This is a genomic window from Roseateles noduli, from assembly GCF_050626985.1.
Lineage (GTDB): Bacteria > Pseudomonadota > Gammaproteobacteria > Burkholderiales > Burkholderiaceae_C > Roseateles > Roseateles noduli_A.
Window position 1 is genome coordinate 5,071,440 of sequence record NZ_CP192463.1, and the last position, 19,150, is coordinate 5,090,589.

Genomic DNA, 19,150 nt, shown 5'->3' on the forward strand with positions numbered 1-19,150 from the left:
AACCGGACCGCGTGAGCGGACCCGGCCGATTCCGGTGCCTGCTCGGTGCTTATTCGCCCCCGCCGGTCAGCAGCGGGATCGAGCCTTCCGAGTTCTTGCCCAGCAGGCCGCTGCGGCTGTAGACGCCGAGCTTCTCGCGGGTGTCGGCGATGTCCAGGTTGCGCATCGTCAGCTGGCCGATGCGGTCGGCCGGCGTGAAGGCGGCGTCCTCGACCTTCTCCATCGACAGGCGCTCCGGCGCGTAGGTCAGGTTGGGGCTGACGGTGTCGAGGATCGTGTAGTCGTTGCCGCGGCGCAGCTCCAGCGTCACTTCGCCGGTGATCGCGCGGGCGACCCAGCGCTGGGCGGTCTCGCGCAGCATCAGGCATTGCGGGTCGAACCAGCGGCCCTGGTACAGCAGACGGCCGAGCTTCATGCCGTTCATGCGGTATTGCTCGATCGTGTCCTCGTTGTGGATGCCGGTGACCAGGCGCTCGTAGGCGATGTGCAGCAGCGCCATGCCGGGGGCTTCGTAGATGCCGCGGGACTTGGCCTCGATGATGCGGTTCTCGATCTGGTCGCACATGCCCAGGCCGTGGCGGCCGCCGACGCGGTTGGCTTCCATGAACAGGTCGACCGGGTTGGCGTAGGTCTGGCCGTTGATCGTCACCGGCACGCCTTCCTCGAAGCGCACCGTCACCGTCTCCGCCTTGATGGCGACGTCGTCGCGCCAGAAGGCCACGCCCATGATCGGGGTGACGATGTTCATGCCCTTGTTCAGGAACTCCAGGTCCTTGGCCTCGTGGGTGGCGCCCAGCATGTTGGAGTCGGTCGAGTAGGCCTTCTCCACGCTCATCTTGTAGTCGAAGCCGTTGGCGATGAGGTACTCGCTCATCTCCTTGCGGCCGCCGAGCTCGTCGATGAAGGTCTGGTCCAGCCAGGGCTTGTAGATCTTCAGCGCCGGGTTGGCCAGCAGGCCGTAGCGGTAGAAGCGCTCGATGTCGTTGCCCTTGAAGGTCGAGCCGTCGCCCCAGATGTTGACGCCGTCATCGCGCATGGCCACGACCAGGGCGGTGCCGGTCACGGCGCGGCCCAGCGGGGTCGTGTTGAAGTAGGTGGCGCCGCCGCTCTTGATGTGGAACGCGCCGCACTGCAGGGCGGCGATGCCTTCGGCGACCAGCAGCGCGCGGCAGTCGACCAGGCGGGCGATCTCGGCGCCGTAGGCCTTGGCCTTGCGGGGGATCTCGTCGTAGTCGCTCTCGTCGGGCTGGCCGAGGTTGGCGGTGTAGGCGCAGGGGACGGCGCCCTTGCCGCGCATCCAGTGCACCGCGGCGCTGGTGTCCAGGCCGCCCGAGAAGGCGATGCCGACGCGCTCGCCGGCGGGAATCTTTTGGAGGATGGTTGCGGCCACGGTACGCCTCACGGTAGGGGAACAAGCAACCTGCGATGTTAGCGTGCTTACTTCTGAAGTAAGCATGCTTATCGCTCCGCCAACGGGCAACTCAGGCTTCCTTGAGCCAGCCGATCCGCCCCTGCCCCGACTCGTTGAGCAGCGCGACGAAGCCTTCGGCGGCGCTCTCCGGCAAGCGCAGCGTGACCTCGACCAGCGCCCCATGCGCCACGTCCACCAGCTGCGCCCCGGCCTTCTCGGCCTCGCGCCTCAGCAGGCCTTCCTGCGCGTAGGGCAGGGTGCAGCGCAGCGTCCGCAGCCGGATCACCGGCACCTTGTCGGCCTTCAGCAGCGCCTGCGCGACGGCGTCGGTGTAGGCGCGCACGAGTCCGCCCGCGCCCAGCTTCACGCCGCCGAAGTAGCGCACCACCGTCGCCAGCACGCCTTCCAGGTCCTGGTGGCGCAGCACCTCCAGCATCGGGCGGCCGGCGGTGCCGCCGGGCTCGCCGTCGTCGTTGGCGGCGGACTGCCCACCGGCCATCAGCGCCCAGCAGACGTGGGCGGCGCCGGGGTGTTCGGCGCGCAGCTGCTCGACGCGCGCCAGCGCCGCCGCGCGATCGGGCACCGATTCCACGCAGCCGATGAAGCGGCTCTTCTTGATGATCAGTTCGGCGTGGACCGGCGCGGCGAGGCTGTGGGGCATGGGCGCGATTGTCGCGTCCGCGTCGTCCGACGCGATTGCCTCACGGGGTCTGGGACAGATCGCCGAGATGCTTGTGCTTGAAGCCCTCGATGGTCCCATCCTTCAGCATCTCGTCGACGGCATGCCGCATGAGGTCGCGATCGGCCTGGGGAATGCGCTCGCGGGACAGCGCCAGCGCGCCGATGCTGCGCTCGTTCGGCGCGAAGGACAGCGCGGTGAAGGCCGCGAACACCGGATCCGCGCGCCGCGCGAGGGCCAGGCTGTGCGCGCCCAGCACGACGGCGTCGCCGCGGCCGGCCTTGAAGATGCGGATCGCGGTGGGCTGATCGGGCGCCTCGTCGACGCGGCCCTGGATGCGCAGGGACGTGAGCCACGATTCCACCGTCGGCGTGAAGACGTAGCCGCGCACGACGATGACGCGGCGCCGCTTGTCGGCGAGGAAAGCCGCGGGCGTTCCGCTCGAGGCCGCCAGCGCCGGGCGCATCACGACGAACTGCTTCGACTCGATGTACGGGATGAACTCGACGAGCAGCTCGCGCTCCTTCGTCATCATCGCGGAGACCGTCATGTCCATCTGGCCGGAGGCGAGCCGCGCCCAGATGCGCACGCGCGATTCGGTGATGGCCGCGAGCTTGCAGCCGCTGCGGCGGGCCACTTCGTCGACGACGTCCTTGTCGATGCCGGCCCAGCGGCCCTTCGTGTCGCGGTAGTAGAGCCCGCTGTACTCGTAGAGGCCGACCGTGTACGGCCCGCAGGCGAGCGCGGGCGCCGGCGCGATGGCGCCGGCAGCCGTCGCGACAAGGGCGGCGATCCAGGACCTCAAGATGCTTCTCCGGGCAGTCTGCGCTTCCGATTGCGAGAGGAGTCTACGCCGCGGCCGTGACGCCTCGCCACGGCGCGAACCCCATCGGACGCGGGGCCCGATAATCGCGCCCATGCTGAAGTTCGAACTGCTCAAGACCGAAGGCCGCGCGCGACGCGGCGTCATGACGCTCAACCACGGCGTCGTGCAGACGCCCATCTTCATGCCGGTGGGCACCTACGGCACCGTCAAGGGGGTGATGCCGAGGTCGCTCGAGGAAATGGGCGCGCAGATCATCCTGGGCAACACCTTCCACCTGTGGATGCGGCCGGGCCTGGACATCATGAAGCAGTTCGGCGGGCTGCACCGCTTCGAGAGCTGGAACAAGCCGATCCTGACGGACTCGGGCGGCTTCCAGGTCTGGTCGCTGGGCGAGATGCGCAAGATCAGCGAGGAGGGCGTCAAGTTCGCGTCGCCGGTGAACGGCGACAAGCTGTTCCTGACGCCCGAGATCTCGATGCAGATCCAGACGGTGCTCAACAGCGACATCGTCATGCAATTCGACGAATGCACGCCGTATGAATCCAAGGGTCAGCTGACGACCGAGAAGGAAGCGCGGCTGTCGATGGAGATGAGCCTGCGCTGGGCCAAGCGCTGCCAGGACGAGTTCACGAAGCTGCAGAACCCGAACGCGCTGTTCGGCATCGTGCAGGGCGGGATGTTCGAGCACCTGCGCGACGTGTCGCTGGCCGGGCTCAAGGACCTGGACCTGCCGGGCTACGCGATCGGCGGGCTGTCGGTGGGCGAGCCCAAGGCGGACATGCTCCGCATCCTCGATCACATCGCGCATCAGCTGCCGGCGGACAAGCCGCGCTACCTGATGGGCGTGGGCACGCCGGAGGATCTGGTCGAAGGCGTGCGGCAGGGCGTCGACATGTTCGACTGCGTCATGCCGACGCGCAATGCGCGCAACGGCCACATGTTCACCCGCTTCGGCGACCTGCGGCTGCGCAACGCGCGCTACAAGTCCGATGAGAAGCCGGTCGACGAGACCTGCAGCTGCTACTGCTGCCAGAACTTCAGCCGCGCCTACCTGCATCACCTCGACCGTTGCGGCGAGATGCTCGGCCCGATGCTGACGAGCGTGCACAACCTGCACTACTACCTCAACCTGATGAAGGAAGTGCGGGAGTCGCTGGACGCCGGCGACTTCGAGGGCTTCCGGCAGCGGTTCGCGGCGGATCGGGCGCGCGGGGTTTGAGACCGCTTGCCTGCTGAAGGCGCCTACCTGCTGAGGATGGGGCGTTGGCCGCCGATGCATGGGGCCTTGGCGGCAAGCGCCAAAACCCCACGCATCGCCGTCCCCCATCAACGCCGTCCTTCCACGGTTTTGCGAGCGAGGACTTCAGAAGGTCCTAAGTGCGGGCGTGCAAAGATGGCGTGATGCTGAAGTTGCTCATCGCGCCGTTTCGGTGGCTGATCCGCGTCGTCCTGGCCATCATCATCCTCTTCGAGGAATGGGGCTGGGAGCCGCTGCAGCGCGCGATGGGCGCCATCGGCCGCCTGCCGGTACTGCGCCAGCTGGAAGCCGTCGTGAGACGGCTTCCGCCGTATGTGGCGCTCGTCGTCTTCCTCCTGCCGGGCCTGCTGCTGCTGCCGATCAAGCTGCTGGCGCTCTGGCTCATCGGCATCGGCCGGCCGGGTCTGGGGCTCGCCGTCATCGTCCTCGCGAAGGTCGTCGGCACGGCGGTCGTGGCACGGATCTTCGCGCTGACGCAGCCCGCGCTGATGAGCCTGCCCTGGTTCGCGCGACTCTACGGCCGCTGGACCGTGTGGAAGGAAGGCCTGCTGGTCTGGGTGCGCGCGAGCGCAGTGTGGCGCTCGGCGAGGGCGACCAAGTTGAGGATCAGGCGGCTGATGCGGCGAGGCGCGCGTAGCGCGTGATATCTGGCGCTCAAAAGCAGAAGGCCTCCTTCCGGAGGCCTTCATGCTTGCTACTGGATCGCGTCAGCTCACGCCTTCACCGGTTGAGCCGTCCCGGCGCTTTCCGGGCCGAGCAACACCGCCACGCGTTCCCGCAGCAATTCCGGCGTCACATCCTTCGCCGCGATCGGCGTCGACGCCACCAGCCCCACGCGGCTGAACAGCCCGCGCCGGAACGGCCGCACCATCGCCTGCCCCTGCTCGACGCGCGAGAAGAACGAGCCCCACAGGTTCTGCAGCGCCATCGGCACCACCGGCATCTCCGGGCGTCCTTCCAGCAGCTTCATCACGCCGCCCCTGAACGTCTGCAGCGAGCCGTCGCGCGTCAGACCGCCTTCCGGGAAGATCCCCACCAGCTCGCCGTCGTCCAGCACCGCCTGCGCGGCGGCGAAGGCGGCGTCGTAGGTCGCCGCATCTTCCTTCTGCGGCGCGATCGGGATCGCCTTGGCCAGCTTGAACAGCCAGCCCAGCACCGGCACGCGGAAGATGCGGTGATCCATCAGGAAACGGATCGGCCGCGGGCTCGCCGCCATCAGCAGGACCGCGTCGACGAAGCTCACGTGGTTGCACACCAGTACCGCCGCGCCCTGCGTCGGGATGTGCTGATCGCCGCTGACGCGGAAGCGATAGATGACGCGCGACAGCACGAAGGCGAAGAAGCGCAGCAGGTATTCCGGCACCACCAGGAAGATGTAGAACGCCACCACCGCGTTGGCGATGCCGAGCACCAGGAAGAGCTGCGGGATCGAGAGCCCGGCGCCCAGCAGCGCACCGGCCAGGATCGAGCTGGCGATCATGAACAGCGCGTTGAGGATGTTGTTGGCCGCGATGATCCGCGCGCGGTGCGACGGCTGGGCGCGCATCTGGATCAGCGCGTACATCGGCACGCTGTACAGGCCGGCGAAGAGCGCCAGCAGGCCCAGGTCGGCCAGCACGCGCCAGTGCGCATGGTTTGCGAGGAAGGCCCCCACGCTCATCGGCGCCGACGGCGGCAGCCCGCGCGACGCGAAGTACAGGTCGATCGCGAAGACGCTCATGCCGATCGCGCCCAACGGCACCAGGCCGATCTCGACCTGCCGGCGCGACAGCACCTCGCACAGCAGCGAGCCGACGCCGATGCCGACCGAGAACACCATCAGCAGCAGCGACGCCACCTGCTCGTTGCCGTGCAGCACTTCCTTCGCGAACGACGGGAAGTTGGCCAGGAACACCGCACCGAAGAACCACATCCACGAGATGCCCAGCAGCGAGCGGAACACCGCCAACTGGCCGTGCGCGAGCTTCAGGTTGCGCCAGGTCTCGCTGACCGGGTTCCAGTTGATGACGAGGTTCGGATCCGTCGACGGACTGGCGGGAATCGCCTGGGCCGTCGCGCGACCGAGCAGCGCCACCACCACGCAGGCGACCGCCACGTGCTGCGGCCCGACGATCGGCGTCGCGACCAGCAGGCCGCCCGCCAGGTTGCCCAGCAGGATGGAGACGAAGGTCCCCATCTCCACCATGCCGTTGCCGCCGGTGATCTCGTGATCGTCCAGATGCTGCGGCAGGTAGGCGTACTTGACCGGCCCGAACAGCGTCGAGTGCAGCCCCATCAGGAACACGCAGCCCAGCAGCACCGGCACGTTGACGGCGTAGAAGCCGTAGGCGGCCAGCGCCATGATGACGATCTCGAGCAACTTCACGAGGCGCATCAGCCGCGCCTTGTCGTACTTGTCGGCGAGCTGCCCGCTGGTGGCCGAGAACAGCACGAACGGCAGGATGAACAGCGCGCCGATCGCCAGCCCGGCCTGCGCCGCCGGCAGCCAGCTCACGTTGAGCTGGTAGGTCACCAGCACGGTGAAGGCGAACTTGAACAGGTTGTCGTTGCCCGCGCCGAGGAACTGCGTCCAGAAGAAGGGCGCGAAGCGGCGTTGGCTCAGCAATGCGAACTGGCTGGTGTGGGAAGAGTCGCTCATGGGAGGGCTCGCTGTGGAAGTCGGGGGAGGAGATCGATCAGTGGCCTGGCGTGCGGTGGTCAGGGCGCGGCCTTGACGCTCTGCGGCGCCTGGCCGTAGCCGCTGCGGGTCAGCCAGCTGAAGATGGTGTCGGCGGTGGTGGTCGCGATGTGGCCGGAGAAGCGCTTCGCGGACGGATGATCGTCGAAGGCCACGTTGGCCATGCCGATGCGCGCGCCCAGGCGCTTCGCGGTCGACAGGCGCAGGTCCGACGGCTCGTAGCCCTGGCGCTTGAGCCAGTCCTGCGCCTGCGCGCGGTTGAAGACCTCGCGCGGCGCCGCGGCCGCCGCCAGCGTCTCCAGCGCCCACTGGTTGCTCTGCTGGTACTCGCGGGACCACGGGTACGCGACCATGTTGTAGGCCGGCGTGTGCAGCGCGGCGATGCGGGCGTTCTCGCGCAGCAAGGGCAGCAGCGCCTGCTGCAGCTCGGGCTTGAGCACCGAGTACGCCGCCTCGTAGCGGAACGGGCTGTCCATGAAGAACTCGCCCAGCCCTTGCCGGTACAGGTCGGCCAGCGCCGTGCCGCACTGGTTGAGCTTGTGCATCACGCGCCAGACCGGCTTGGCATCGGCGCCGCTGCCCATCGTGTCGCGATAGACGAAGCCCACATGCGACCAGCGCAGCCCGTATTCGCTGAGGTCCTGGCCCGCGCGCGCCAGCAGCACCACGTCGGCGCCGCTGCGGTCCAGCGCGGCGGCGGTCGCCTGCGCCAGGTCCATGCCGCGCCGGATCTGGTCGAGCGTGGGCTGCTTGTCCTCGCAGGGCCGGCCCGCATGGGCCGGTGCCGCCGCGAGGGCCGCCGCCAGCGCGGCAGCCGCCAGGATCGCCTTCATGGCAGGGCCGCCGCTCATCGCGTGACGCGGTCCTTGTTGGTGACGCGCTCGTTGTAGAGCAGCGAGGCGCCGATCTCGTTCGGGATGAAGGCGATGGCCTCGGCCGCGGCGGAAATCACATAGCCCGTGCTGATCGCCGTGACGACGACGGCCGTGCCGACGGAGGTCGCGGCGCCGACCACCACCTTGCCGGAGAACTCGACGCTGATGCGCACGCCGTCGGAGGCGCGCTCCAGGACCCAGACGGTGCCGCGGGCGGTGCTCTCGACCGCGACGACGACGAAGGCCGCGCCGCCGGCCAGCACCGCGGAGGGCGCGACGACCGAGATGGCGACCGGGACGGCGGACAAAGCGGCGCTGGCGTCGCTGGGACCGCCGTGAGCACGGGCCGCGCCGGTCGCCCCGAAGGCGAGGGCGGCGGCAGTCAGCAGGGTGAGGAGGGACGAACGGGGACGCATGGGAAGACTCCTTGCGGTCGGAACAGTCGAAGAGGGTGACGGTGCGAGGTCGGCGGCGGCGCTCATTGAGCGGCGGCCGGCACGGCTTCGCGCTGCGCCTCGCGGCGGCCTTGCTGGCGCGCCTCGGCCAGGTCGGCCTCGTGCGCATCGCGCAGCATCTTGGCGAGGGTGAAGACGTTGGAGATCAGGTAGAGCCAGCAGACCAGCAGGTAGGCCTTCCAGACCGGCTGGACCTCCATGCGCCACAGGCCCCAGCCGGTGAGCGACATCGCCAGCGCGAAGCCGCTCCAGACGACCAGGCCCCACATCGGCGTGTCGGTGCGGGCGCCCTGGTTGTCGCGGATGTACTTGGACAGCGCGAAGGCGGCGGACAGGCAGAACACGTAGCCCATGACCATGAAGGCGCGGTCCAGGTCGGCGCCGGGCAGCCAGGCCAGCCCGATCGCGCAGAGCGCGACGCTGATGCCGAAGGAGATCCACACCTGGTAGCGCCAGGCTTGCGTGTCGCGCTGGATGCGGATGTGCGGGGTGGTCATGTCGTTGTTTCCTCCTGTGGGCCGGTCGGTCAGGACCGGTGGTGTTTGCCGGGGTCATCGCCCCTTTGAGTGGTTTCCGGTGGCGATGGCGCGACTGTCGTCGCCAGCGGTCCGGTCCCCCTGCAGATTTGCGGCGAGTATCACCCGCCGCCTGTCCCGGTATCGATCGGTGCTACCGCTCGGTCGGGGGCCGGTCGCCTGGGTGGGGCCCGGGTTCAGGGGGAGTTCCTTAGGCCGCCTGCACAGGGAAGTGCCGGGCGGTCGCGAAGACCGCGGCGCCCAGTGCATCTCCCTGCCATCGGGCGAGCCGCTTGAGGGCGAGATCAAACATCAGGGGGTGGTGGTCGCGCAATGCCCCCAAAGGAGCGACGTGGGCTTCGTCCAGCACACCCGCCCGGACGAGTTGGGGCAGCCGGACCAGGGGCAGCACGCCCGGCAGCGGGTAGTCGGAGCCATGCAGCAGCCGGTCGTGCCAGTCCTGGCGACGCAGCACGGTCCGCCAGACCTCGGGCCGGCGGTTGAACTGGAACATCGCGGAAACGTCGCCCAACAGCAGGCCCTGCCAGGCCGGTTCGTCCATCAGGCGGGCGAAGAGCTCGAAGGCTGGGACGGAGCGGGGGCGCGGGAGGTCCAGGTCCATCGCGTGACCCAGCGAGGCGCAATGCGCCGCGATCACGCGCACGCCGTGGCGCAGCGGTTCGCGCAGCAGCAGCGGATTGCCGAGGTCCTGGCGGTCCGCGCCCGGGACGGCGTGCTCCTCTCCGCAGTGGACGATGAGCGGAAGGCGTGCCGCGGCGAGGCGGTCGTAGAACGGCTGCAGCCGGGCGTCGCGCAGGTCGATGGCCATGCTGCTCGGCAGCCACTTGATCGCCAGCGCGCCACCGGCGATCGCACGGTCCAGCCGTGCCAGTGCGTCTTCGCGGTTCGGATGGATGCTGGCGACCCAGCCGAAGCGGTCGGGTCGTGCGGCCGCGACGCTGCGGGCATACGTATCGGGGACGTGGAAGGTCGTCCAGTCGGGCCGTCGGTGACCGGCGGCGTCCACGGCCTCGTCGAACGCAAAGAGCAACCAGCGCGCGCCGGCCGGGAACGCATCGGCCAGCGCGGTGAGGCGGCGGACGTACGCGCGGTCGATATCGCCTGCCGCGACGGCGCGCGGATCAACGCAGGCGCCGTTGAGGATCGCGTGCTTGCGGGCGAACTCGACCGGATGCCACCACTGCGACAGCGACGGCGCGATCCAGCAGCCGGAACCCGAATCGCCTGTGCCGATCAGATGGGCGTGGACGTCCCAGAGCTGCTGGAGGTCGAGGCCGTCCCAGATCCGTTCGAGCCACTGCGGATCGACGCCCGGAATCGGCAGGGACGCATGGCCGCAGGGATTGCGCAACGGACCGGCCGCATCGGCCGCGAGCGCGCTGAAGAGACCCGCCGCCGCGGCGGCGCCGCAGCACAGGAGATGACGTCGGCTGAGCATGGTCGGCGCCCGTGGAAGTTGGAACGGACGCGATGGTCGGGACGCACGCCGGCCATGACGCGCTTCATGTGCGGCGGTATCGCGGCGCGGGCCGTCCGGTCTCGAATCCCGGTACCCGGTCGTGCCAGCGAGTTGCGCTAACGTCCGCCCCCATGGCGAGCACGCAATCCCTCATCGATCTGATCAAGGCCGAGCTGAAGCAGTCCGGCATCAGCTATGCGCAGCTGGCGACGGCGCTGGACCTGTCGGAGTCCAGCGTGAAGCGCATGTTCGCGTCGGGCGGCGAGATGCCGCTGTCGCGGATCGACGAGATCTGCCGCGTGCTGAAGACCGATTTCGCCGAGCTCTCGCAGCGCCTGGCGCAGTCGCAGCCCTTGCGCCGCGAGCTGACGCTGCAGCAGGAGCGCGAGGTCGTCGCCGACGAGAAGCTGCTGCTGACCGCCATCTGCTGCCTGAGCCAGTGGAGCTTCGAGCAGATCGTCGCGACCTACCGCATGGGCGAGCCGGACGTGACGCGCGCGCTGGCGCAACTGGACCGGCTCGGCATCATCGAGCTGCGGCCCTTGAACCGCTATCGCCTGCAGGTGGCGAAGACCTTCCGCTGGCGGCCGCAAGGCCCGGTGATGGCCTTCTTCCGCGAGAACGTCATGCAGGACTTCTTCGCCGGCGGCTTCGACAACGACGCGGAACTGTTGATGCTGGTCCACGGCCAGCTCAGCCCCGGCATGGCGCGCGAACTGCGCGACCGGCTTCAGCGCGTCGCCGAGGACTTCGCGCGCCAGCACCTGCTCGACCAGAAGCTGCCCGACGAGGAGAAGCGCCAGTTCACGCTCGTGATGGGCATGCGCTGCTGGCTGTTCGAGCGCTTCAAGCACCTGCAGCGGCCGGCGGCCGTGACGAAGGCGCTCAAGCGCTGAGCGGCGGCGCCTTCGAGCCTGTCACCAGAATTCCCACCGCCCGCTGTAGACGACCCAGATCCCCAGCACGCCGTTCGTCACCGCATGCGCGATGACGGCGCACCACAGCTTGCCGGTGCGGATGTAGAGCCACGCATAGGCCGCGCCGGCCACGATCGCCGCCAGCCACAGCGTGTGGGCGAGCATGAAGACGAAGGTCGACAGCACCAGCGCGCGCAGGCCGGCGGCGCGCGGATCGACGGTCTCGAACTGCGGGCTCGCGATCCAGCGCATCAGGAAGCTGCGCCAGAACAGCTCCTCCATCACCGGCACCAGCAGCGTCGCACCGATCCAGCGGACCGCGATCAGCGGCCAGTCCACGCGACCGTCCGCGGTCATCGGCACGAAGGCGGCGGTCGCCTCGCCGAGCTGCATCCACGGCGCGTCCAGATGGATCCACAGCCCGAAGACGATCAACCCGACGGCGATGCTCAACCCGGCCTCGCTGAGGCGCGGCCGGTTCTGCCGGTCGAATTCGCCGTAGCCGCGCCAGAACCAGGCCAGCGCGCCGCCGACCACCACCAGGTTCAATGCGTAGATCCAGCGCGGGTCGAGACCCAGCGCGTTCTGCTCCGGCAAGGCGCCCCGCAGCGCCAGCAGCAACATGAAGAGGGCGAAGGGGACGATGCGGGCCCAGGCGGCTTGACTCAATGGCATCCGGCGAATGTACCGGCGCTCGGCGACAGGACGATGGGGGTCAGGCCTGACCCTCGCTGCGGATTCCCCCGAACGCGTGACGAAGCGCCTCGATGGCATGCCGAACCTTGGCCGGTTGCGCATCGCGCTGCGGCGTCATCACGTAGACCGGCAGCGTCGGCAGCGACCAGCCCGGCAGCAGCGGCAGCAAGCGGCCCTGGGCCTGAGACTCATCGATATCCTCCGCGCTGAGCAGCGCCAGCCCGATGCCCGCTTCGCAGAACTGCTGCAGGCTGAGCTGGTTGTTGCTGCTCGCGCGTGGGCTGACGCGCAGCACCTCCTCTCGCCCCTCGGGGCCGACCAGCGAGAGGCTGCGCATCGCGCCGCTGTCGGAACGCAGGAACACCCAGTCGTGCCGCGTCAGGTCCGACATGGAGGTGGGCACGCCGCGCCGCGCCAGGTAGGCGGGCGCCGCATAGAGACCGACCGTCCGCTGGCCGATGCGCTGCGCGACCCAGTTGCTGTCGGGCAGCCGGCCGAAACGCACGGCCAGGTCGATGCGCTTGGCGACAAGGTCGGTGAAACCGTCGTCGACTTCCAGGTGCAGGCTCATCCCCGGGTTCGCCGAGAGCAGCGGCCCGAGCGCCGGCCCGATCTGCCGCGCGGCGCCGACCGGCGCGCTGATGCGCAGCTCGCCTTCGGGCGCATCGCGCAGGTGGTGCAGCTGGGTCTGCGCCTCGCGCGCGGCGGCGAGCATCGCCTGACAGCCCTGCACGAAGCGTTCGCCGGCGGGCGTCAGGCTGATGCGCCGCGTCGAGCGGTGCAGCAGCGTCACGCCCATGTCGCGCTCCAGCGCGCGCAGCTGCTGGCTGACCGCGGAGGTCGTGGTCTGGAGCTGCCGCGCCGCCGCGACCAGGCTGCCCTGTTCGACGACGGTCGCCAGCACGGCCATCCGGCGGAGTTGGTCCAGCATCGGGGATTGTGTAGATCGTCTAAAGAATGGAGTCGGATTTTGAGGACTTCTGCGGCGATTGTGAAGTTCCTACAGTCCACTTCATCGCGACACCCCCGTCGCTCCCCCGAATCCCTCGGACCCTCCCTCGAAAGGAATCCCCATGAAAGTCGCCCTGATCGGACCGACCGGCTTTGTCGGCAAGGAAGTGCTCAAGGAACTGCTGTCCCGCGGCCATGAGGTCGTCGCCCTGGCACGCGATCCGTCGAAGCTGGAAACCCGTCCCGGCCTGACCGTCGTGAAGGCCGACGCGAAGCAGGCGGACCAGGTCGCCGCCGCCGTCGAAGGCAGCGACGCGGTCGTCAGCGCCTACAACCCCGGCTGGTCGGTGCCGGACATCCACACCGAGTTCCTGGACGGCACCCGCGCGATCTACGACGGCGTGAAACGCGCCGGCGTGAAGCGCCTGCTGGTGGTCGGCGGCGCGGGCAGCCTGTACGCGGCCCCGGGCGTGCAGATCGTGGACCTGCCGGACTTCCCGGACCAATGGAAGCAAGGCGCCCTGGCCGCGCGTGAAGCGCTGAACCTGATCCGCCTGGAATCGTCGCTCGACTGGACCTTCCTGTCGCCCGCGCCCCACCTGGAACCCGGGGAGCGCCGCGGCAGCTATCGCGTCAGCCTCGATACCCCTGTGATGGACGCCAACGGCCCCGCGCACGTGTCGACAGCCGACCTGGCAGTCGCCATCGTCGACGAACTCGAACGCCCGCAGCACATCCGTCGGCGGTTCACGGTCGGCTATTGATCGCTGCCAGAGATCGCAGCGGAGGCCGGTGCCCCTGTCCGCTCAATCTCCTCCTCGCCGCTCGGAATTCGCTCCCAGGGGCACCGGCCTCCGCTGCTCCGAGCGAGAACTTCGTGTAAGCCCAAAGCCCGGGGCCCAAAGCACGGGGCCTCGAGCCCGGATGCGCGCGGGAGCGCGATCAGGCGGTCTGCTGTTCCAGCAGGTAGTTGGCGTCGTCGTACTGGCCGAGCGTGTCCACGAGCGTGGGCAGGCATTCGGCCAGCTTGTCGTGGAGCACGAACGGCGGGTTCACGACGAACATGCCGCTGCCCATCATGCCGAAGCCGCGCTCGTCGGCCTGCGTGACGGTGAGGCGCACGTGCAGCCAGCCCTTCTTCGCGACGGGCTCGGAGGCCGACTTCAGGCGCTGCACGAGCTGCGCGGACTCGACGGTCTGCAGCTGCGGATACCAGATCGCGATCGTGCCGTCGGCGAAGCGTTGCAGCCCTTCGCGCAACGCGGCGACGACCTTGCCGTAGTCGGCCTTGATCTCGTAGGAGGGGTCCATCAGCACGACGCCGCGCCGCGAGGGCGGCGGCAGTTCGGCCTTCAGCGACGCGAAGCCGTCCTGCTGCAGGACCTGCGTGTTGGCGCGGTCCTCGAGGTAGCTGGCAAGGATGCGGTGGTCGGTGCCGTGCAGCTCATAGCAGCGCAGGCGGTCGTCGAAGCGCATCAGCATGCGCGCGATGGCCGGCGAACCGGGGTACTGCTCGAGCTTCTTGCCGGGATTGAAGTCGTGCACCAGCTGCACGTACTGCTGCAGCGGCTCGGGCAGGTCCTTGCGCGAGTAGAGCGCGGCGATGCCGCCGGCGTGTTCGGCGTTCTTCTGGGCGTAGCGTCCGTCGAGGGCGTATCCGCCGGCGCCGGCGTGGGTGTCCACGACGGTGTAGGGCTTGTCCTTTTCCCCCATGTAGCGGAGGACCTCGGCCAGCACCAGGTGTTTGAGCACGTCGGCGTGGTTGCCGGCGTGGAAGGCGTGTCGGTAAGCGAGCATGTCCGGCACTGTACCCGGTGCAGGCCGCGGGTCAGCTGCCCATCGGCCTCAAACCTGAAACGCCCCCGGCGAATACGCCGTCCCCGCCGGCACTTCCTTGAGGCCGCACGGGTGCTGGTACTGCATCGCCGGCTTGAGCACCTGGCCGTCGACGACGCCCGCGTCCACCGCACGCCCGATCAGCGGCGAGTCCGGCCGCAGCCGGAAGTCGTAGCGGTCCGCGTCGATGAAGCTGTCGAGCTCGACGAAGTAGTTGTGGTGCTGCTCGCGGTCCGGGCCGGCCGGCAGCTCGTGCTTGCCGCACAGCAGGTTGTTGATCAGCCGCAGCTTCTGCGCCTGCTGCGCCATGCGCAGGTACACGCCGCCGGCCTGGCGCCGGTCGACCAGCGTGTTGTTGATCAGGTGCAGCTCGTTGCGGCGGTTGGACAGCCCCTCGCTGCCGTACGCGATCAGGTGGTAGTTCTCGCTCGACGGGCTCTGCTGGATCACGTTGCCCATCACCAGCGCGACGCCGCCGTTGGGGAACTCGAGCTCGAAGCTCGCGCGGCCCGTCTCATCGGTCAGGCGGTTGTAGAAGAGGTGGTTCACCGCCGCGCGCGACTTGAGCAGATGGCCCGAAGCGCCGTGGTGGAAGTAGCTCGCGACCACCGACAGCTTGCCGATCGCGCCGACGTAGCAGGTGTGCGTGCGGCCCTCTCCAGGCGCGATCGGGCCGAAGTCGCAGGACTCGATGCGCAGCTCGATGCTGGCGTCGTTGCCGGCCAGCAGGCCGTTCTCGTTGTCCTGGAAACGGCAGTCGCGCAGCGTCAGCGAGCCGCGCTCCAGGCGGATGCCCGCGCCGTTGCGGTCCGGCACGCGCGCGCCGACGAAGTCGAAGCCCTCGATGGTCATCCGTTTGCCGGTCGTGACGAAGATCCCCTTGCCCTGCGCATGCGCGCCCTTGGCCACCATCCGGGCGCGGCCGCCGACGGCGCGCAGGGTCAGGTCGTCCTGCGGCCAGACGGCGACGTCGCCGGCATAGTCGCCGGCCTGCACCTCGATCGTCATGCCGGCCTTCGCCTGCGCGGCGGCCGCCGCCAGCGTCTTCACCGGATGATCGGGCCCCACGTGCATCACGGCCCCCGACGCGCCGCCTCGCTGCGGGTGGGCCGACAGCAGCCAGGGCGTCAGCCCCAGCGAGGCGCCGGCCTGAAGAAGCCGGCGGCGTTGGATGTCGGCGAGCGGGCGGCGGCGTCGAGATTCGAGCGAGGAACCGAAGGGCATCGACAGGCTCCCGAGTCGTGGCGGTGGAGGAGGGGCGCCGCGCGAAAAGGGGAGATGAAAAGGGGGATGGCGCCCCCAGGCGGCCGGGCGAGTGTAGCCAAGCGTTTCAGACCGGTCGCGACCGCCTTGCAAGGCCCCAGCCGGTATCCGGGCTGTCGCCTAGGCGCTGCGACGGATCCTTTCGCTCGCTAAGCTGCGGTCCAGCCTTGTCCGGCCCCCCGCCGGGCTTCACGCCACATCCACTCCGCATCCTCGATATCGCCATGCCCAGTCTCTTCGATCCCTTGCAAGTCGGCGCCGTCTCCCTGGCCAACCGCATCGTCATGGCGCCGCTCACGCGCAACCGCTCCGTCGGCCTGGTGCCGGGACCGCTCGCGATCGAGTACTACCGCCAGCGCGCCAGCGCCGGCCTGATCATCAGCGAGGGCGCCCAGATCACGCAGGAGGGGCAGGGCTACCTCGACACGCCCGGGATCCATTCGCCCGAGCAGATTGCCGCGTGGAAAAAGGTGACGGACGCTGTCCATGAAGCCGGCGGCAAGATCGCCGTGCAGCTGTGGCACGTGGGCCGCATCTCCCATGCCGACTTCCAGCCCGGCGGTGCCAAGCCGCTGTCGGCGACGGATCGCCAGGCTAATAGCAAGACCTTCACCAAGGATGGCTTCGTCGATGTCGCCGCGCCGCGCGCGCTGAAGACCGAGGAGCTGCCGGGTGTCGTCCAGTCCTACGTCCATGCGGCGAAGGCGGCGATGGCCGCGGGCTTCGACGCCGTCGAGGTTCACGGCGCCAACGGCTACCTGCTGGACCAGTTCCTGCGCAACAGCATCAACGACCGCACCGATGCCTACGGCGGCTCGATCGAGAACCGCGCGCGCCTGCTGCTCGAAGTGATGGCGGCCATCGCCGGCGCGATCGGTGCCGACCGCACCGGGCTGCGCCTGTCCCCGGTCACGCCGGTCAACGACGCGGGCCAGGACAGCGATGCGCAGGCGCTCTTCAACCATGTCGTCGAGCAGCTGTCGCCGATGAAGCTGGCCTTCCTGCATGTCATCGAGGGTCACACCGGCGGACCGCGGGATGTCGCGCCGTTCGATTACGACGCGCTGCGCGAGCGCTTCAAGGGTGTGTACATCGCCAACAACGGCTACACCCGCGAGATGGCGATCGACGCCGTGGCCAAGGGCCATGCGGATGCGGTGGCCTTCGGCCGCAGCTTCATCTCCAACCCGGACCTGGTGCGCCGGCTGAAGCTCAACGCCCCGCTGCAGAAGGCCCACTCGGCCACGATGTATGGCGGTGGCGCCGAGGGGTATACCGACTATCCGGCGTTGGCGGACTGAGGGCTTCAGTACTGCCATCGCCGCTGGCCCTCACCCCTGCCCTCTCCCGCAAGCGGGAGAGGGTGTAAGGCGGGCGATCAGCGCTGGGTCTTGGCCCGGAAGAGCTCCGCGATGGAGACTTCGCGCGGGCCGGGGCGCACGGTAAAGGTCTGGCCGGCCGTGATCGTGCCGGGCTGCCGCACCGCGAGGTAGAAACCGCACCACCCGCTCTGGGTCATCATCTTCGCGGCCTTGTTGAAGCCCATCACCGCGTTGAACTTGAAGCAGGGATAGCGCGGCTCGCTGACGGCGAGCTCGCAGTCCGGGAAGACCAGCACGTCGCCGATCCAGGCGTCGCCTTCGGCGAGGCCGGAGATCGTCAGGTTCTCGCCCATCGCCCCCCACGGGAGCGCGTCGTCCCAGCCCGCGACCTGCGCCTGCGCACGCACGGTGCGCCAGAAGGCGTAGTGCTCGGACGGGTAGGCGTAGACGGCCTTGGACAGGCCGCCGTGGACGCTGGGATCGGCTTGCTCGTCGCCCTCCAGGCCGAGGGGCAGGACCTCGATCGCGCCGTCCACCGGACGCTTGCGGATGCCCGTCATGACCGGGCGCCCGTCGATGAGCAGCGGTTCAGCGCGGGCCGTGTTCAGACTGATCAGTTGCATCGGGCGATTCTGCCGCAGGCCTCAGCGGCGGCGGAGGCATCGCGGGGCGGAAGGCGGCCGGCGTGGTCTCGACGAGACCGGCCTCCTGTCGACGCAGCGCGTCGCGCAGGCCGTCGAGCTCGCGCGCCTGATCGCGCTCGCGCCGCAGATGGTCGAGCGCGAAGGACAGGTCGCCGGCCATCTCGTCCATGAGCCCGAGCACCTGCGGGCTGAAGTAGCCCGGCTCGCCGGCGAGCAGGGTGAGCGCGCCCACGACCTCGCCGCGACGGCGCAGCGGGAAGGCCGCCATGGCCTCGACGCCGGGCGGGATCAGCGGCGCGCCGGGGACGGCGAGGCTCGGGTCCTCCAGCGCCCGGTTGCTGACCTGGTGCGTGCCTTCGAGGATCGCGCGTGTCGCCATCGAGCTGCGCGCGAAGGGCGAGTCGCGCGACCACTCGCGGGGCGCGCCGGGCATCAGTCGGTCGCCGGGACCGTGCTCGGCGACACGCTCGAAGTGATCGCCGTCGAACAGCACCACGGCCGCGAAGCGGGCATGGCCCGTCTCGACGCAGATGCGGCAGAGGCCCTCGAACAGATGCTGCTCCGCCCGCGGATCATCGAAGGCCTCGGCCTCGCGGCGCACGATGAGCTGGTTGGTCTGCGACAGCGCGACGTAAAGCCGTTGGAGCTGCTCGCGCGAATCCTGGCTGAGGCGGCGCTCGTCGTCGTAACGCGTCCAGACGGTGCAGACGACGACGCTGCACAGGCCGCCGGTCAGCAGCACCAGGAGCAGGCCCAGGTGCGCGGCCTCCGTGGCGGCCTGCTGGGCGCGCTCGGTGTCGACGCGGGCCTGGCTGAGCTGGAAGGCGATCAGTTCGTCGAGCATCCGCGTCGTCGCGAGGCGGCGCTGGTTCAGCTCGCGCAGCGTGTCCGGCGAAGCCGCCTGGCTCGCGGTGAGGGAGGTCCAGAGCTGGTCGAGCAGCGGCTGCGTGCGGGCGATGAGGGCGCTCTCGGCCGGCGTCATGCGCGTGGCGAGGTAGCGGGTCCAGAGCTGGCGGGTCGTGTCGGCGAGACGGCGGCCGCCGCTGTCCAGCTTGCCGGCGTCGGGCTGTTGCGTCTGCGTGATCAGCAGCGTGCCCAGCTGGTGGGGACCGAGCGCGTGCTCGAGTTCGCGGAGCAGGTCGACGGGGACGAGGCGGTCCTCGTACAGCGACTGCGCGATCCCGGCCAGCCGCTTCGATTGCCACCACCCCAGCAGCGCGGAAGCGGCGACCAAGGCGAGCGCCAGGCCCAGGACCAGGTAGAGGCGGGCGCGGAGCGAGAGGCCGGTGGGAGCGGACATGGGCGTCGGAGACCTCACGGAGGAGGCGCCGAGCATAGGGCGTTT

General features: G+C 69.4%; 19 protein-coding genes. 5 read left to right on the plus strand and 14 right to left on the minus strand.

Annotation, left to right across the window (positions count from 1 at the left end):
• Positions 1-49 precede the first annotated feature (49 nt).
• The 3 genes from argG to ACQ4L4_RS22025 form a co-directional block, all read right to left on the minus strand.
• A complete protein-coding gene (argG, locus tag ACQ4L4_RS22015; RefSeq protein WP_431100978.1) occupies positions 50-1,390 on the minus strand; it encodes an argininosuccinate synthase in 1,341 nt (446 codons plus the stop codon).
• Between the two features lie 91 nt (positions 1,391-1,481).
• Positions 1,482-2,072 carry an IMPACT family protein gene (locus ACQ4L4_RS22020; protein ID WP_431100979.1) on the minus strand — a complete coding sequence of 197 codons (591 nt, stop codon included), beginning with the start codon at positions 2,070-2,072 and terminating at the stop codon, positions 1,482-1,484.
• Between the two features lie 40 nt (positions 2,073-2,112).
• Positions 2,113-2,895 (minus strand): substrate-binding periplasmic protein, encoded by a 783-nt coding sequence (locus ACQ4L4_RS22025; protein ID WP_431100980.1) that lies wholly within the window; start codon positions 2,893-2,895, stop codon positions 2,113-2,115.
• A 112-nt stretch (positions 2,896-3,007) separates the two neighbouring features.
• Here ACQ4L4_RS22025 and tgt point away from each other — a divergent pair, with 112 nt between their 5' ends.
• Together tgt and ACQ4L4_RS22035 are read left to right on the plus strand one after the other, a co-directional pair.
• Positions 3,008-4,135, plus strand: coding sequence for a tRNA guanosine(34) transglycosylase Tgt (gene tgt / locus ACQ4L4_RS22030; RefSeq protein WP_431100981.1), 1,128 nt, complete (start codon positions 3,008-3,010; stop codon positions 4,133-4,135).
• Between the two features lie 182 nt (positions 4,136-4,317).
• A complete protein-coding gene (locus ACQ4L4_RS22035; protein ID WP_431100982.1) occupies positions 4,318-4,818 on the plus strand; it encodes a hypothetical protein in 501 nt (166 codons plus the stop codon).
• Between the two features lie 68 nt (positions 4,819-4,886).
• Here the strand turns inward: ACQ4L4_RS22035 and ACQ4L4_RS22040 are convergent, their stop codons facing one another.
• The 5 genes from ACQ4L4_RS22040 to ACQ4L4_RS22060 form a co-directional block, all read right to left on the minus strand.
• A complete protein-coding gene (locus ACQ4L4_RS22040) occupies positions 4,887-6,812 on the minus strand; it encodes an MFS transporter (protein WP_431100983.1) in 1,926 nt (641 codons plus the stop codon).
• Between the two features lie 59 nt (positions 6,813-6,871).
• Positions 6,872-7,702 (minus strand): DUF2145 domain-containing protein, encoded by an 831-nt coding sequence (locus tag ACQ4L4_RS22045; RefSeq protein ID WP_431100984.1) that lies wholly within the window; start codon positions 7,700-7,702, stop codon positions 6,872-6,874.
• Entirely contained in the window at positions 7,699-8,142 is a 444-nt protein-coding gene (locus ACQ4L4_RS22050; RefSeq protein ID WP_431100985.1) for a hypothetical protein, read from the minus strand. The genes ACQ4L4_RS22045 and ACQ4L4_RS22050 overlap by 4 nt, the downstream gene beginning before the upstream one ends.
• Before the next feature lie 62 nt (positions 8,143-8,204).
• A complete protein-coding gene (locus ACQ4L4_RS22055; RefSeq protein WP_431100986.1) occupies positions 8,205-8,678 on the minus strand; it encodes a YiaA/YiaB family inner membrane protein in 474 nt (157 codons plus the stop codon).
• Positions 8,679-8,907: 229 nt separating this feature from the next.
• Positions 8,908-10,155 (minus strand): amidohydrolase family protein, encoded by a 1,248-nt coding sequence (locus ACQ4L4_RS22060; protein ID WP_431100987.1) that lies wholly within the window; start codon positions 10,153-10,155, stop codon positions 8,908-8,910.
• A gap of 152 nt (positions 10,156-10,307) precedes the next feature.
• On the opposite strand from ACQ4L4_RS22060, the gene ACQ4L4_RS22065 reads away from it, so the two are divergent.
• Positions 10,308-11,072 carry a helix-turn-helix domain-containing protein gene (locus tag ACQ4L4_RS22065; RefSeq protein ID WP_431100988.1) on the plus strand — a complete coding sequence of 255 codons (765 nt, stop codon included), beginning with the start codon at positions 10,308-10,310 and terminating at the stop codon, positions 11,070-11,072.
• Positions 11,073-11,093: 21 nt separating this feature from the next.
• Here ACQ4L4_RS22065 and ACQ4L4_RS22070 read toward each other — a convergent pair whose 3' ends face one another.
• Positions 11,094-11,768 (minus strand): CAAX prenyl protease-related protein, encoded by a 675-nt coding sequence (locus tag ACQ4L4_RS22070; protein ID WP_431100989.1) that lies wholly within the window; start codon positions 11,766-11,768, stop codon positions 11,094-11,096.
• Between the two features lie 40 nt (positions 11,769-11,808).
• Positions 11,809-12,720, minus strand: coding sequence for a LysR family transcriptional regulator (locus ACQ4L4_RS22075; protein ID WP_431100990.1), 912 nt, complete (start codon positions 12,718-12,720; stop codon positions 11,809-11,811).
• Positions 12,721-12,862: 142 nt separating this feature from the next.
• Between ACQ4L4_RS22075 and ACQ4L4_RS22080 the strand changes: the two genes are divergently transcribed.
• Entirely contained in the window at positions 12,863-13,504 is a 642-nt protein-coding gene (locus ACQ4L4_RS22080; RefSeq protein ID WP_431100991.1) for an NAD(P)-dependent oxidoreductase, read from the plus strand.
• Positions 13,505-13,682: 178 nt separating this feature from the next.
• On the opposite strand, the gene ACQ4L4_RS22085 is transcribed toward ACQ4L4_RS22080, so the two are convergent.
• Both ACQ4L4_RS22085 and ACQ4L4_RS22090 read right to left on the minus strand, forming a co-directional pair.
• A complete protein-coding gene (locus ACQ4L4_RS22085) occupies positions 13,683-14,537 on the minus strand; it encodes a 23S rRNA (adenine(2030)-N(6))-methyltransferase RlmJ (protein WP_377158716.1) in 855 nt (284 codons plus the stop codon).
• 48 nt (positions 14,538-14,585) lie between these two features.
• Entirely contained in the window at positions 14,586-15,800 is a 1,215-nt protein-coding gene (locus ACQ4L4_RS22090) for a hypothetical protein (RefSeq protein ID WP_431100992.1), read from the minus strand.
• A 263-nt stretch (positions 15,801-16,063) separates the two neighbouring features.
• On the opposite strand from ACQ4L4_RS22090, the gene ACQ4L4_RS22095 reads away from it, so the two are divergent.
• Positions 16,064-17,140, plus strand: a complete 1,077-nt coding sequence (locus tag ACQ4L4_RS22095) for an alkene reductase (protein WP_431100993.1) — start codon at positions 16,064-16,066, stop codon at positions 17,138-17,140.
• Positions 17,141-17,217: 77 nt separating this feature from the next.
• Here ACQ4L4_RS22095 and ACQ4L4_RS22100 read toward each other — a convergent pair whose 3' ends face one another.
• Together ACQ4L4_RS22100 and ACQ4L4_RS22105 are read right to left on the minus strand one after the other, a co-directional pair.
• On the minus strand, positions 17,218-17,784 hold the full coding sequence (locus ACQ4L4_RS22100) for an MOSC domain-containing protein (RefSeq protein WP_431100994.1): 567 nt from the start codon (positions 17,782-17,784) through the stop codon (positions 17,218-17,220).
• Entirely contained in the window at positions 17,750-19,105 is a 1,356-nt protein-coding gene (locus ACQ4L4_RS22105) for a GAF domain-containing protein (protein WP_431100995.1), read from the minus strand. The genes ACQ4L4_RS22100 and ACQ4L4_RS22105 overlap by 35 nt, the downstream gene beginning before the upstream one ends.
• Positions 19,106-19,150: the final 45 nt, after the last annotated feature.